Raw genomic sequence first — 13,337 nt, forward strand, 5'->3', positions numbered from 1 at the left:
TCAGCGGATGTCGCGGGCCGCGCGCTTGATGAGGTCGGTGACCGCCTCCGGCTGGGAGACCGCGACCGCGTGCGAGGCGCTCTTGACGGTGACGGTAGGCCACGTGGGTGAGGTCGCCGAGCGCCGATGCGACTTCGGCGTGAGTATGGATCGGGCACGGCCAGGACGGTGAAAAGGAACGGCGTGTCGCGGGGAGGGCACTGGAGGCAGCGCGCTCCACGTCGTGGTCCCACCGCAGGCGGGGCCGGTTGGATGCACCGGCAGACGGCGTGTGTCGACCGGACGCCGGCTGTCGCCGACAATGCGGCCAGGAGGGCTCGACAGCGGGGCCGTGGGGTTGCCTGTGCCGCCTGGTCAGCTCGTGGCGCGTACCGCGTCGCGGATCAGGTCGGCGACCTCCTTCGGCCGGGACACTGCGACGGCGTGCGAGGCGCCCTCGATCTCGACGATGGTCGCTCCGGCCCGCCTCGCGCCGAAGCGCTCGACCTCGGGGTTGATCGCCTGGTCCGCGGTGGCCACGAGCGCCCAGGAGGGCTTGGTCTTCCACGCGGCCGCGGAAGCTGTCTCCGCGAAGGCCATGGCGGCGAGCGGACGCTGCGTCACCGCCAGGACCTTCGTGACTTCCCCCGGCACGTCGGCGGCGAAGATGGTGGGGAACGCTTCATGGGTGATGGCGACCTCTACTGCGGGATCGGCGCCCTGGACAGGGTAGGTCGCCTCCTTCAGGTTGGCGACCAACGGAGAAGCGGGGAAACGGCCCTGAAGCTCGCCGAGGCTCTCGCTGTCTTCGAGGACGTAGGCAGCCACGTATACCAGCCCGACGACGTTCTCCGTAATGCCGGCCACGGTGATGACCGCACCGCCGTACGAGTGGCCGACCAGCACGACGGGACCGTCGATCTGGGCGGCTACGGAGGCGATATACGCGGCGTCGGAGCCCAGTCCGCGCAGCGGGTTGGGCGGGGCCACGACGGGAATACCGTGGCTCTGCAACTCGGTGATGACCCCGGCCCAACTGGCCGCGTCCGCGAACGCGCCATGGACGAGAACCACGGTGGGGGTAGAGGAAGTCATAGTGGGTTCTCTCCTTGTTCAGACGGTGTGAAGGGCGTTCAGACGGTGTGAAGGGCGGCGCGCAGGGTGCTGATGGCCATGGTGATGGCGGCCTCGGCGGCGTGGGTCTCGCGCAGGGCGTTGAGCATGACGAAGTCGTGGATGATGGCCTGGAAGCGCACGGCGGTGACGGACACGCCGGCTTTACGGAGCTTGTTGGCGTATGCCTCGCCCTCGTCGCGCAGCACGTCGGCCTCGCCGGTGATGACCAGGGCCGGGGGCAGGCCGGTGAGTTGCTCGGGGGTGGCCCGCAGCGGGGAGGCGGTGATCTCGGCGCGCTGGGCCTCGTCGGTGGTGTACTGGTCCCAGAACCACTGCATGCCGTCACGGCGCAGAAAGTAGCCGGTGGCGAACTGGTGGTAGGAGCCGGTGTCGAAGTTCGCGTCGGTGACCGGGTAGAACAGGACCTGCTGGAGCAGCGGGACGTCGCCGCGTTCCTTGGCCATCAGGGTCAGCGCGGCGGTCATGTTGCCGCCGACGGAGTCTCCGGCCACGGCCAGGCGGGAGCCGTCCAGGCCCTTGGACGCGCCCTGCTGGACGATCCACTGGGCGACGGCGTAGTTCTGCTCGATGGCGACCGGGTAGCGGGCCTCGGGGGACAGGTCGTACTCGGGGAAGACTACGGCGGCGTCCGCGCCGACGGCGAGCTCACGTACCAGGCGGTCGTGGGTGTGGGCGTTGCCGAACACCCAGCCCGCGCCGTGGATGTAGAGGATCACCGGCAGGGTCCCCTCGGCGCCGGCGGGTTTGACGATACGGGCGCGGACGCTGCCCGTCGGGCCGCCCGAGAGGGTGATCCACTCCTCGTGGATCGCGGGCTTGTCGATCTCGCCGGACTGCACTTCGTCAACGGCCTTGCGCCCTTCCGCCGGGGGTAGGTCGAACAGGTACGGCGGATTGGCAGTGGCGTCCGCGAAGGCGGCTGCCGCCGGTTCCAGGACCGGCTGAGCAGGCTTGACGGCATCGGACATGTGATTCTCCTCAAATGTGTCCTGTGGGGCGCAGGTCCCCGGATCATGGGAACATGCCTCTGACGCCGTTGCCCGGCACGGCTATACCATCCCCGCTAAAACGGATAGACCTGGATAACAGGGCATAAACCTTGCGCCAAGAGCGCGTTGAGAAGATCATTCATGTTCGACCCGAATGGCGGCCCACCCGTTTTCTTCCTCGGCCAAGGCTTTCCGACCAGGAGACCCAGGGTTTCGGGCGCTTCGACCGCACCGCCCCGGCCGCCCTGCTGAACTGACCCATCTCCAATCAAGATGACAGTCATCGCTGATTATCGCTATGACAGAGGAAGCGCCGGCGCAGGCCCGCCGTTGGAACGCCTCGAAGACATTCGGACGGCTCCACTCTGAGAGGCAGCTGTGACTCCTTCCGTTCAACTCCAGGCCGCCCAGCGGACCGCGACGCCGGCGGCCACGCCCTCGGGTCGGCTCGTCGTGCTCCTGGCCGTCGCCTCCGGGATGACCGTCGCCAACCTGTACTATGCGCAACCTCTGCTGTCCTCGCTGAGCGCGTTCTTCGGGATCGGCACGGCCGCCGCCGGCGGGCTCATCACCGCGACCCAGATCGGATATGTGGCGGGCATGCTGCTCCTCGTTCCGCTCGGTGATCGCATCGAGAAGCGCCGGCTGGTCGTGATCTCGCTGGCGGTCACCGCATCGGCGCTGGTGTTGGCGGGCACCGCCACCGCCTTCCCCGTCCTGCTGGCCGCCTCACTGATCGCCGGAGGAACCTCGGTCGTCGCCCAGATCCTCGTCCCGTTCGCAGCCGGTCTCGCCCCCGACCACGCCCGCGGCCGCGTCGTCGGCCGGGTGATGAGCGGCCTGCTCACCGGCATCCTGCTGTCCCGCACCCTGAGCAGCTTGGTCCGGATGGCGTGTCGTCTTCCTGGGCTCGGCCGTCCTGATGGCCGTGCTGGCGTTGGCGCTGCGCTCGGCCCTGCCCCGTCACGCCCCCAGTACGAACGTGTCGTACGGGCGGCTGCTGCGTTCCACCGCACGGCTGGTGCGCACCCACCCGACGCTGGTGCGGCGCGGCTTGTACCAGGCGGTGATGTTCGGCGCGTTCAGCGCGTTCTGGACCACGGTGTCGTTCGAGCTAACCGGCCCCGCTTTCCACTACTCCGGCTTCGGCGTGGGCATGTTCGCCCTGGTCGGAGCGGCCGGAGCGGCTGGAGCGGCGGTGGCGCCGTTCGCGGGACACTGGGCCGACCGCGGGCTGGTGCGCCCGATGACCGGTGCGGCGTTCGCCGCCGCCGCACTGGCGGCCGCGCTCGCCGGATTCGGCTGGCACAGCATCATCCTGCTGGCCGTCGCCGCCGTCCTGCTCGACATGGCGGTGCAGACCACCCTCATTCTCGGCCAGCACACCATCTACCGGCTGGACGCGGGTGCGCGGGCACGGCTCAACAGCGTCTACATCGCCACGTTCTTCGCCGGAGGGGCCATCGGCTCCCAAACCGGCTCGATCATCTATCACGCCTACGGCTGGACCGGCGTGACCGTCCTGGCCGCCGCGCTTCCCGTCCTCGCCCTGCTCTACTGGGCAACCGAACGCCGGCACTGAAACACAGCTCGGCGGTGGGGGATCAGGCGATGTGCCGGAGCAGCGCCGCGACCGCCGGCGGCGCCTCCCCCTTGGGTCGGACGACCATGACCTTCCACCTCGGCGCGTGCTGGGCAAAGCGGTGGGAGGTCAGGTCCGGGAATCTCGCCGCGATCGACTCCGGCATGATGCACACGCCCAGGTCGTGGCGGACGAGCTCGGACGCCGCCACGATGTCGTTCACCTCGAACGTGGTGGGCCGCTCGACCTGGGCCGCGCGGAACGCCTGATCGACCGAGTGCCGGATCGCCCAGCCGGGCGAGAAGTCCACCAGCGGCAGTCGGGCCGCGTTGGCAAGCGTCACCGGCCCAGGGAACTCGCGCCCGGCCGAGGTCACCAGCACCATCTCTTCCCGGGACAACAACCGGGTCTCCAGACCTCGCTGCTGCTGGCGGTCGAGCGCGACGACCGCGACGTCCACGCCGCCGTCCCGGAGTGCCTGCCGGATGTCGACCACCGCCGCCTGCCGCAGGCGGACCACCACGCCGGGATGCTCCTTCCGCAACCCGGCCAGCGCACGGTGCAGGCCGGCCCAGACGCCCTGCATCGTGCCGACCGTGACCCGCCCGCGCAACTTGCCCCCGTATGCCGTCGATTGCCGCCCGCGCGTGCTCGGCGGCCCGTAGCAACCCGTCTGGCGACCAGATAAGCCAGCAGCCTTTGCGCTCCAAGGTGGCGAACTGGGCGATGTCCGCGCCGAGAGCGTCCTCGCCGTCGTCGTGGATGGCCTGCTCGGGCGGGTCATCGCCCGTCACGCTGCCCATCACGTGGTCACTGTCTCGCGCTGAGTGCGGCGATCGTCCTCGGCGTCCATATCAGCGCCAGTTCGTCGACGATCACGACTGGCTGATGATCTTCGATCGAGTGAGCGGGTTCACGTGGTGACCGCCACGAAGCCGGTGCCGGGGCGATAGTCGGGTGACTGGTGGCGGAAGTAGGTGTTGTACACCTCGCAATAGCGGCCGCCCTGGGCGAGCAGGGTGGTGTGGTCGCCCTGCTCGACGATCCGGCCGTGGTCCAGCACGACGATCCGGTCCACGTGCTCGATCGTGGACAACCGGTGCGCGATCACGATGGAGGTACGGCCGGCCAGCACCGCGTCCAGCCCCTCCTGGATCTGGGCCTCGGTCAGCGGGTCGACGCTGGCGGTGGCCTCGTCCAGGACGACGACCGCCGGATCCTGGACGAGCAGCCGGGCCAGGGCGACGAGTTGCCGTTGTCCCATGGACAGGGAACGGCCGTGCTCGCCCACGTCGGTGGCCAGGCCGTCCGGCAGCGCCTCGATCCAGTCGCCGCCGCCGACACCGATGGCCGCTTCCAGCACCTCATCGTCGCTCGCCTCGGGGCGCGGGTAGCGGATGTTGTCCGCGACCGTGCCGCTGAACAGGAACGGCGCTTGCGGCACCGCCCCGATCTGGCGGCGGTACGCGGCCAGATCCAGAGACCGGATGTCTCGGTCGTCGATCAGGAGGATGCCGCCGGAGAATTCGTAGAACCGGGTGATGAGCTTGCTGAGTGTCGACTTCCCCGCCCCGGTGTGGCCGACCAGCGCCACGGTCTCCCCGGCCTCGATCGAGAGATTGAAGTTCTCGAGGACCGGGGTCTCAGTAGAGTAGCCGAAGTTGACGTCCCGGAACTCGATCCGCCCAGCCAGCCGCTCGACCGGCAAGGCATCGGTCTGCACCACCCTGGGGGTGGCGTCGATCAGTGCGAAGACCCGCTCGGCCGCCGACAGCCCCTGCTGGAACTGCGACCAGAACGCGGCGATCGACGTCAACGGGAACCAGAAGAACGCGACCGCCTGCAAGAACAGGTACCAGTCACCGGCCGACAGGCCACCGCCGCGGACCGCGTTGCCGCCCGCCAGGACCAGCATGACCTCGGCCAGCCCGGCGACGAGGAACAGCAGCGGGAAGATCGACGCGAAGGTGAACCCCTGCCGCAGTTGTACGGCGTAGCTCTGCTCGTTGATTGGGCGGAACTCGTCGTAGACCCGCTGCTCCTGGCGGAAGTTCTTGGCGACCGCGATCCCGCCCATGGTTTCGGTGAGATTGGCGTTGACCCGGCTCATCGAGCGCTGCGCCCGCCGGGTGGTGGAGCGGGCGATCTTCCGGAACCGCAGCGCGCAGCCGACCACGATGGGCACGATGAGCAGGGTCAGCAGGGCCAGCGGGACGTTCCGGGTGAACAGCAGCGCGGTGACGAACCCGACGACCAGCACCTGGCTGAGCAGATCCATGCTGAGGCCGACGACGCTCGCGAAGTCATCGGTGTCGGAGGTGACCCGGCTGACGATCCGCCCGGACGGGTTCTCGTCGTAGAAGGACAGGTCCCGTTCGAGAACGGCGTCGAAGGCGTCCTCGCGCAGGGTGAGGACCACGTCGCCGGTGGCTTTCGCGTTGAGCCACTGCCGGACGAAGTTGAACACCCAGCCGAGCCCACCGGCGAGCAGTATGCCCCCGGCCAGTGTCCAGATGCCGCCGCCGTGCACGATCCGGTCGATGCCCCAGCTGATCATCACCGGGACCGCCGCCTGGGTCAGCGAGCCGAGCACGATCATCGACGCGACGCCGAGCATCGTCCAGCGTTTCGGCCAGAAGTAGCCGACGACGCGGCGGAGCAGCTCACGATCGGTGTAGGTGCGGTCGTAGTCCTCGGCCTCCAGGCCGTCCATCAAGAACCCCATCAGACCGGCACCTCCACTTCGTCGTAGTGCGAGAAGATCCGCCGATACAGAGGGCTGCGGCCGAGCAACTCGTCGTGGGTGCCGAAGTCGACCAGCTCGCCCCGCCGGATCAGGAGCACCTTGTCGGCCCAGCGGATCTGGGACAGCCGGTGGGTGATCAGCATTGTGGTCCGGCCGGACTGGACGCGTTCGATCGCCTGCTGGATGCGGTCCTCGGTGGCGGAGTCGATGGCGCTGGTCGAGTCGTCGAGGATCAGGATGGCCGGGTCGGTGAGCAGCGCCCGGGCGATGGCCAGGCGCTGCCGCTGGCCGCCGGAGAGGGTGACGCCACGTTCGCCGATCACGGTGTCGTAGCCGTTGTCGAGCTCGTCGATGAACTCGGCCGCCTGCGCGTCTTCGGCGGCGCGGACGACGGCTTCCCGGTCGGCCCGCTGACCCAGCCCGAAGGCGATGTTCTCGGCGATCGACCGGGAGAACAGCACGATGTCCTGCTCGATGGTGGAGATCTGCGAACGGAGCGAGTTGAGGTTCCAGTCGCGTACGTCCACGCCGTCGACCAGGACCCGGCCGGAGTCGACGTCGAAGATCCGCGGGACCAGCTTGGTCAGGGTGCTCTTGCCGGAACCGGTCTCGCCGACGATGGCCACCGTCTCGCCCTGCCGCACGGTGAAGGAGACACCGCTGAGCACCGGCGAGCCCGCGTAGGAGAACGACGCGCCGTCGAAGACGAGCTCACCGCGCATGGCCGCGGTATGGCCGTCGGCCCGCTGGTCGAGCTCGGTGTCCGCGTTCATGATCTCGAGAATCCGGCGGGCGGAGACCAGTCCGAGCTGGACCAGGGAGAAGGTGAAGGTCGATACGTTCGTGGGGAAGTGCAGCAGGGTCATCAGACCCATGAAGGCGATCAGCTGGCCGAGTGTGAGATCCCCGGCGGTGTGCAGGGCGATCCCGTGCCAAAGGGCGGCGGCCATCGCCAAGGCGAGCAGCAAAGTCGGCAGATAGCGGGCCCGGACCAGGCCCTCGCGTACGGACAGGTCGCGGTAGAGCCGCGCGTTGCGGCGGAACCGGAGTCGCTCCTGGCGTTCCTGCGCGGTCACCTTGATGACCTCTATGCCCCGGACGGCCTCGCTCAGGTGGGCGTTGAGCGAACCGAACTGCTCGCGCATCCCGGTCGCGACCGGGTTGAGCTGCCGCATGTACTGCCACAGCGCCAGCCCGAACACCACCAGGAAGCTCGCCGGCACCAGCAGCAGCCGCAGGTCGATCAGCGCGATGAAGACCAGGGGGATGAAGGCCTGCGAACCGGAGTCGACGATCATGTCGAGACCGGGTGAGACCAGCATGCGCAGCTGTTTGATGTCGTTGGCCGCTCGGGCCATCAGGTCGCCGACCCGCTGCCGGTTGTGGAAGGTCTGGCTCTTGCCGAGCAGACTCACGTAGAGCTCATCGCGGGTATCCCGGTTGAGCCGGCTGGCCAGCAGTTCGCTGCTGAGGCGCGCGCCGATGTCGAGCAACCCGCGGGCCAGCACGATCCCCAGCAGAGCGCCCACGATGGGGAGCAGCTCACCGTGGCCGGCCACCGCGTCGAACGCGGCACCCACCAGACCGGGTATCGCCGCGTTCAGAACCACCATCGCGATGGCTCCGACTAAGAACACGCCCAGATAGAGCGGCTGGCGGCGCAGATGGGACCAGATCCAGCGAGCCGGTCCACGCCGGTCGTGGGTCACCCCAACGACCGAGAACTCAGCCTGTTGAACCGCTCCTGTGACTGTCACCCGCGCCTCCCCGAGCCATGCCGCTCCCCGCCCAGGACGCCGCAAGGTCGGTTGTATCAAATGACACCGACATTTCCCCAGCCGTTTATTCGGGGCTGTCCCCGACGGGCTGGCCGAGCATGAGCGCCCGAGCGGCGTCAGAGAGCCGGGTGATCGGGCTGACCTTCGCCCATACCTGTAGCCATTCGGGCGGCTTGGCCGTCGGCACGAACACGTCGCTCCCGAACGTCAGCGGGATGATCATCACGAAGCCCAGCCGACGACGCTCTCCGGGCTGCGCGCCAGCAGACCCACCAGAGCCGCCAGCCACTCCATCGACATCGAGAACAGCAGGATCAGCCCGCACGCCCCGAAGAAAGCCGGCCAGCTTCCCGCCACGGTGGGTTCGGGGAGCCGCCGGGGCCCTACAAAGTGCGGAACTGGCGGCTGGCCGAGATGGCGCCCGAGGTCGTCGTGGTGAACGTCCGCATCGACCCGGCGAACTTGGACAGATCCCACTCGGCCGGACCGTGATACCAGTACAGGTTGTCGGACTGGGGCCCGTTGCCGGTCACCGAGGCGACGACCCGGGACCAGTGCTCCACGCCATCGAAGATCACCGCGTACGGGAGATAGCGGGAGAACAGCTCCACCCGGTGCTGTTCGGGCACCTCGCCGAGGTCACCGGAGAACAGGTACTCGCGGAAACCCATCGTGTGCGCCAGCGCGGCCGAGCCCTTGGCGGTCTTGGCGGGCATGTACTGGCCGCCGACCGCCAGGGCGCCGCCGGCGATGATCAGCGCCAGGCCCAGCAGGCCGTACGTGGTGAACCAGGCGAGCGCCACCGTGGCCAGCAGGCCCACGCCGATGAGCAGCACGCCGATGACCGTCCAGCGGGTCCGCTCGGTGTCGGGACGGCGGGCGAACCAGCCCTGCGTCACCACGTCGGCGTAGAGGGCGTCGCGGACCTTGCCCAGGTGACTGGCGAACGAACCGGACATCTGAGACAGAAGCACCATGTCGCGCCCGTCGAAGATGGCGTCGTACAGCGCCCGCTCGTACGGCAGCAGCGTGTTGACCGGCGCGTTCGGCAGCCTGACCAGCGTCCAGTCGGGCGCGTCGTAGGTCTGCCGCGGCTGCTCGTCGATGCGCAGGTAGCCGCGGACCGCGAGGTCCACGATCGTCGCGGTGACGTCGACCACGTCGGCCTGTTCGTCCACCAGTGTGCCGATCTGGCCGGGCCGGACGCCATCTGGCGGGGAGAAGTGCCCGTTCTGCACGGGGGCGACCGAGTTGCGCTCGTGGCCGGCGGCCCTGGAGTCGCGCCCCCGCGTCCAGTAGAGCAGGCCGACGCCGCCGAGCAGGAGGACCAGCAGGGCGGCGAGCGCGCCGCCGGTGACGCCGTTCAGCGTGAACGCGCCGGCCAGCGAGAAGCGCCGCTCCAGGATCGGCGCGCCGCTCGTGGAGCCCTTGGCGTAGCCGACGACCACGGTCAGCGCCTGGCCGGGGCCCACGTTCTGCTGCTCGAAGGCGGCCTCGGTGGCGCCGTGGTCCATGGAGGCGGACGTACAGCCGATGGCCGAGGTCAGCCCACCGGCGAAGCACGACAGGTTCTGCACTTGGCCGGGGCCGCTCACCTTGACCGTCGCCTTGGTGACCGGCTCGCTCCAGCCGTTCACCGCGAACCAGCGCAGCTCCTCGATGGCGCCCGCGGGCGTCACGGCCCCCTTGACGTCGTACTCGACGGTCCCGGGCCCCTTCATGGTCAGCACGTCGCCGGCGAGCGTGCCGCCCTTGACGTTCGAGATCTGGTACAGCCGGTCATTGTCGTCGTCGAAGCGGGTCCTGGTGAGGAACGTCCGCTTGAGCTCCCCCGAGCCGCCGCTGATCTTCTCGACCACGTGCAGTGTGCCGTTCTTGGCGAGGCTCATGGTCACCTCGTCGGTGATCCCGGCCGCCGCCGTGGCGGGGACGGCGGTCAGCGACAGAGCGACGGCCCCCAGTATGGCCAGCGTGCGCCTGATACCCGTCATGGCGGCACATCGTAGCGGTTGGTACACCTTGTGCGGGCAGGCGGGATCAGTCGAGCGTGATGCCGTTGGCGGCCCGCTGGACGTTCTCCGGAGCCGCGCCCTGGCCGGGGTTCTCCAGGGCGAGGGCCTGGTTGACCTCGGCGAACGGCCGCATCCGCGCCTCATAGCGATCGAACGCGCCCTGCGGGTCCCTGGACAGCTCCTGGGCCAGTACGTACGCGCCCACCATCGCCAGGCTGGTGCCCTGGCCCGACAGCGGCGAGGCGCAGTAGCCGGCGTCGCCGAGCAGCGTCACCCGGCCCTCGGACCAGCGCTCCATCCGGATCTGCGCCATCGCGTCGAAGTAGAAGTCGTCGGCCGCCCACATCGCCTTCAGCAGCCGGGGCGTCTCCCAGCCCAGCCCGGAGCAGCGCTCCTCGATGAGCCGCTTCTGCTGCTCGACGTCGCGGTAGTCGTAGGCGACGTCCTCGCCGCCGAAGCCGATGTTGACCCGGATCGAGGCGTTGCCGGGGGCGGTGTAGAGGCCGAACCCGGCGTCGCCCTCGCGGTGCCACACCTGCCAGCGGTCCAGGTCGAGGAAGTTGTCGGCGCTGTAGATCGCCACGTACATGCCCAGGTGGTGAATGAATTGCGACTCCTCGCCGAACACCAGCCCGCGCACGTTCGAGTGCAGACCGTCGGCGCCGACCACGTAGTCGAAGCGCCGCCGCCCGCCGCTCTCGAACGTCACCTGGACCCCCTGGCCGTCCTGGTGGAGCGCCGCGATCGAGTCGCCATAGAGGTATTCGACGCCGCTGCCCGAGGCGGCGATGACGAGCGCGGTCAGGTCGTCGCGCATGATCTCGATGTCGGGGCTGTCCAGCCGGCCGCCGCTGATCGTCTCCTCGGTGGTGCGCATCAGCTCGTTGCCGTCGCCGTCGACCATCGACATGCCGAGCATGTCGGTCTTCATGGCTCGTGCCTGCTCCAGGATGCCCATGCGCTCGGCCACCTTCAGCGCGGCTCCCCGGATGTCGATCGCCTGGCCGCCTCGGCGAGGGGCGGGGGCGCGTTCGACGACGGTCACGGCGAAGCCGTGCTCGCGCAGCCAGTAGGCCAGGACGGGTCCGCCGATGCTGGCGCCGGAGATGAGGACGTTCATTTGATCTCCCCTGTGTGTTGTTGACGCTGTACGAGGTGAATGTACGGCGTACAGACAGGGTTTGCAACAGGGGTTCTGCTAATCTCTGTACTAGTACAGTGTCAAAGGAGGCCGGATGGTCGCGGAAGCGGCGCCGCCGTACGTGCGGATCGTCGACGACATCAAGCGCCGCATAGCGGACGGCGAGTTGCGGGTCGGGGAGCGGGTGCCCTCCACCAGGCAGCTGGCCAGGGACTGGGATGTGGCCCTGGCCACGGCCGCCAAGGCGCTGGCCCGGCTCGCGCAGGAAGGCGTGGTCGTGGCCGAGTCGCGCGTCGGCACGGTCGTCGCCGGACCGTCGGCCCGGTCACCACGTCGTCCGCACGGCGCCTCCGACGACCCCGGCCGCGATCAGGTACGTGACCTGGGCCGTGACCTGGGCCGTGACTCCGCGCGTGATCTGGCGCGGGAGCGTGTCGTGCGGACCGCCATCGAGATCGCCGACGCCGAGGGCCTGCCCGCGCTGTCCATGCGCGGCGTCGCGGGTCGGCTCGGTGTGGCCACGATGTCGCTCTACCGCCACGTGGGCAGCAAGGATGACCTGGTCGAGCTGATGATCGACCAGGTGTTCGGCGAATTCCCGCTCCCCGCCGAGCCGCCGCCCGGCTGGCGGGCCCGGCTGGAGGTGGCGGCCCGCGTGCAGTGGGCGGCCTACCGGCGGCACCCGTGGCTCACCCGGATCACCTCGCTGAGCCGGCCGCTGCCATCACCCAGTCTGCTCAAGCACGCCGAATGGGCGCTGGCGGCGGTCGATGGCCACGGCCTCGATCCGGAGAGCATGATGCACGTGCACATCCTGATGTACAGCTACGTCGAGGGGATCGCCGCCAACTTCGAGCTGGAGTCTCAGGCGCAGGCCGAGACCGGCCTCACCGACGACGAATGGATGCGGGCCCAGGACGCGCGGCTGACGGCCGTCGTCACCTCGGGCGCCTATCCCACGTTCGTCGACGTCATCCGGCGGATGGGGGGCGACTTCGACTTCGACCTCGACCGGCTCTTCGAGTTCGGTCTGCGATCGCTGCTCGACGGCCTGGCCGGGATCATCGAGGCCGCGGGCCAAGCCAGGCGGTGATCAGCCGGGGGCCGCGACGCGGAGACGCTGGTCCGGGACCGCGACGCGGAGACGTCAGTCGGAGATGGCGACGCGGAGGCGTCAGTCGGAGATGGCGACGCGGAGGCGTCAGTCGGAGATGGCGACGCGGAGGCGTCAGTCCGAGATCGCGATGCGGAGGCGCCGGAAGCCGCGGCCCTTGCTCTCGATCTTGGCGACCTTGATGCGCCCGATCTGCTTCGTCGAGGCGACATGCGTGCCGCCGTCGGCCTGGGTGTCCAGCCCGACAATGTCGACGATCCTGACGTCCTCCACATGCGCCGGCACCAGGTTGGTCGCCGTCCGGATGATGTCCGGGATGTCGAACGCCTCCTTGCGCGGCAGCACCCGTACGTCGATGCGCCGGTCCGCGACGATCTCGGCGTTGCACGCGTCCTCGACCGCCTCCTTGAAGCCCGGCGGCAGCTCCGGCAGGTTGAAGTCCATCCGCGCGCTCAGCTCGTCCATGTTGCCACCCGTCACCAGCGAGCCGTAGTCGCGGAAGACGACGCCGCACAGGACGTGCAGCCCCGAGTGGGTACGCATCAGGGCGGAACGCCGCGCGTCGGCCACCGCCCCCTGAACGACCGTGCCGACAGGCGGGACCGGGTCGCCCTCTGCCGGAATAAGGTGCAGATCATCGCCTTTGCGCACCCCGACGATCCGAGTTTCCACCCCCAGCCAAAGCAGAACTCCGTGATCCGCCGGCTGGCCGCCTCCGCCCGGATAGAATGCCGACTTGCTCAGCACGATTCCGTCGGGTGTGGAGTCAAGGACGACGGCCTCGAAGTCGCGCAGATCCTGATCCGACAATTCGAGCCGTTCTGTCCGCCCGTGGAGGTCATGAGTCATGTCGGCAGCT

General features: G+C 69.1%; 11 protein-coding genes and 2 pseudogenes. 3 read left to right on the top strand and 10 right to left on the bottom strand.

Annotated features, from left to right (window positions below; translation table 11 throughout):
• Positions 1-354 precede the first annotated feature (354 nt).
• Both ACIBO2_RS49175 and ACIBO2_RS49180 read right to left on the bottom strand, forming a co-directional pair.
• Positions 355-1,074, bottom strand: coding sequence for an alpha/beta hydrolase (locus tag ACIBO2_RS49175; protein WP_358552045.1), 720 nt, complete (start codon positions 1,072-1,074; stop codon positions 355-357).
• A gap of 38 nt (positions 1,075-1,112) precedes the next feature.
• Positions 1,113-2,084, bottom strand: a complete 972-nt coding sequence (locus ACIBO2_RS49180) for an alpha/beta hydrolase (RefSeq protein WP_358552043.1) — start codon at positions 2,082-2,084, stop codon at positions 1,113-1,115.
• A 498-nt stretch (positions 2,085-2,582) separates the two neighbouring features.
• Here ACIBO2_RS49180 and ACIBO2_RS49185 point away from each other — a divergent pair.
• Together ACIBO2_RS49185 and ACIBO2_RS49190 are read left to right on the top strand one after the other, a co-directional pair.
• A pseudogene (locus tag ACIBO2_RS49185) lies at positions 2,583-2,927 on the top strand (MFS transporter); the annotation flags it as partial.
• A 67-nt stretch (positions 2,928-2,994) separates the two neighbouring features.
• Positions 2,995-3,687 (top strand): annotated as a pseudogene (locus ACIBO2_RS49190) (MFS transporter); the annotation flags it as partial.
• A 22-nt stretch (positions 3,688-3,709) separates the two neighbouring features.
• On the opposite strand, the gene ACIBO2_RS49195 reads toward ACIBO2_RS49190, so the two are convergent.
• The 7 genes from ACIBO2_RS49195 to ACIBO2_RS49225 form a co-directional block, all read right to left on the bottom strand.
• Positions 3,710-4,471 (bottom strand): LysR substrate-binding domain-containing protein, encoded by a 762-nt coding sequence (locus tag ACIBO2_RS49195; protein ID WP_397304554.1) that lies wholly within the window; start codon positions 4,469-4,471, stop codon positions 3,710-3,712.
• A gap of 129 nt (positions 4,472-4,600) precedes the next feature.
• The gene (locus tag ACIBO2_RS49200; protein ID WP_397304556.1) at positions 4,601-6,412 is read right to left on the bottom strand and encodes an ABC transporter ATP-binding protein; all 1,812 of its coding nucleotides are present in this window, start codon (positions 6,410-6,412) and stop codon (positions 4,601-4,603) included.
• Positions 6,412-8,142 carry an ABC transporter ATP-binding protein gene (locus ACIBO2_RS49205; RefSeq protein WP_397304660.1) on the bottom strand — a complete coding sequence of 577 codons (1,731 nt, stop codon included), beginning with the start codon at positions 8,140-8,142 and terminating at the stop codon, positions 6,412-6,414. The genes ACIBO2_RS49200 and ACIBO2_RS49205 overlap by 1 nt, the downstream gene beginning before the upstream one ends.
• A 133-nt stretch (positions 8,143-8,275) precedes the next feature.
• Positions 8,276-8,437 carry an ABC transporter permease gene (locus ACIBO2_RS49210; protein ID WP_358552033.1) on the bottom strand — a complete coding sequence of 54 codons (162 nt, stop codon included), beginning with the start codon at positions 8,435-8,437 and terminating at the stop codon, positions 8,276-8,278.
• Positions 8,434-8,568, bottom strand: a complete 135-nt coding sequence (locus tag ACIBO2_RS49215; RefSeq protein ID WP_358552031.1) for a hypothetical protein — start codon at positions 8,566-8,568, stop codon at positions 8,434-8,436. Before ACIBO2_RS49215 ends, ACIBO2_RS49210 begins: the two co-directional genes overlap by 4 nt.
• A 26-nt stretch (positions 8,569-8,594) precedes the next feature.
• A complete protein-coding gene (locus ACIBO2_RS49220) occupies positions 8,595-10,202 on the bottom strand; it encodes a DUF2207 domain-containing protein (RefSeq protein ID WP_358552029.1) in 1,608 nt (535 codons plus the stop codon).
• Between the two features lie 46 nt (positions 10,203-10,248).
• On the bottom strand, positions 10,249-11,343 hold the full coding sequence (locus tag ACIBO2_RS49225; RefSeq protein ID WP_358552027.1) for an FAD-dependent monooxygenase: 1,095 nt from the start codon (positions 11,341-11,343) through the stop codon (positions 10,249-10,251).
• Between the two features lie 115 nt (positions 11,344-11,458).
• Here ACIBO2_RS49225 and ACIBO2_RS49230 point away from each other — a divergent pair, with 115 nt between their 5' ends.
• Positions 11,459-12,457 (top strand): TetR/AcrR family transcriptional regulator C-terminal domain-containing protein, encoded by a 999-nt coding sequence (locus tag ACIBO2_RS49230; RefSeq protein WP_397304557.1) that lies wholly within the window; start codon positions 11,459-11,461, stop codon positions 12,455-12,457.
• A 135-nt stretch (positions 12,458-12,592) separates the two neighbouring features.
• On the opposite strand, the gene ACIBO2_RS49235 is transcribed toward ACIBO2_RS49230, so the two are convergent.
• Complete coding sequence (locus ACIBO2_RS49235) at positions 12,593-13,327, bottom strand: alanyl-tRNA editing protein (protein ID WP_358552023.1); 735 nt, start codon at positions 13,325-13,327, stop codon at positions 12,593-12,595.
• Between the last annotated feature and the right edge of the window lie 10 nt (positions 13,328-13,337).

The sequence above is a fragment of the Nonomuraea sp. NPDC050022 genome (assembly GCF_044460705.1).
Classification (GTDB): Bacteria; Actinomycetota; Actinomycetes; order Streptosporangiales; family Streptosporangiaceae; genus Nonomuraea.

Bases quoted from the DNA above. Each gene is read 5' to 3' on its own strand.
- ACIBO2_RS49225 (WP_358552027.1), bottom strand. From the start codon at position 11,343: ATGAACGTCCTCATCTCCGGCGCCAGCATCGGCGGACCCGTCCTGGCC.
- ACIBO2_RS49195 (WP_397304554.1), bottom strand. From the start codon at position 4,471: ATGACCCGCCCGAGCAGGCCATCCACGACGACGGCGAGGACGCTCTCG.
- ACIBO2_RS49230 (WP_397304557.1), top strand. From the start codon at position 11,459: ATGGTCGCGGAAGCGGCGCCGCCGTACGTGCGGATCGTCGACGACATC.
- ACIBO2_RS49175 (WP_358552045.1), bottom strand. From the start codon at position 1,074: ATGACTTCCTCTACCCCCACCGTGGTTCTCGTCCATGGCGCGTTCGCG.
- ACIBO2_RS49180 (WP_358552043.1), bottom strand. From the start codon at position 2,084: ATGTCCGATGCCGTCAAGCCTGCTCAGCCGGTCCTGGAACCGGCGGCA.
- ACIBO2_RS49200 (WP_397304556.1), bottom strand. From the start codon at position 6,412: ATGGGGTTCTTGATGGACGGCCTGGAGGCCGAGGACTACGACCGCACC.
- ACIBO2_RS49220 (WP_358552029.1), bottom strand. From the start codon at position 10,202: ATGACGGGTATCAGGCGCACGCTGGCCATACTGGGGGCCGTCGCTCTG.
- ACIBO2_RS49235 (WP_358552023.1), bottom strand. From the start codon at position 13,327: ATGACTCATGACCTCCACGGGCGGACAGAACGGCTCGAATTGTCGGAT.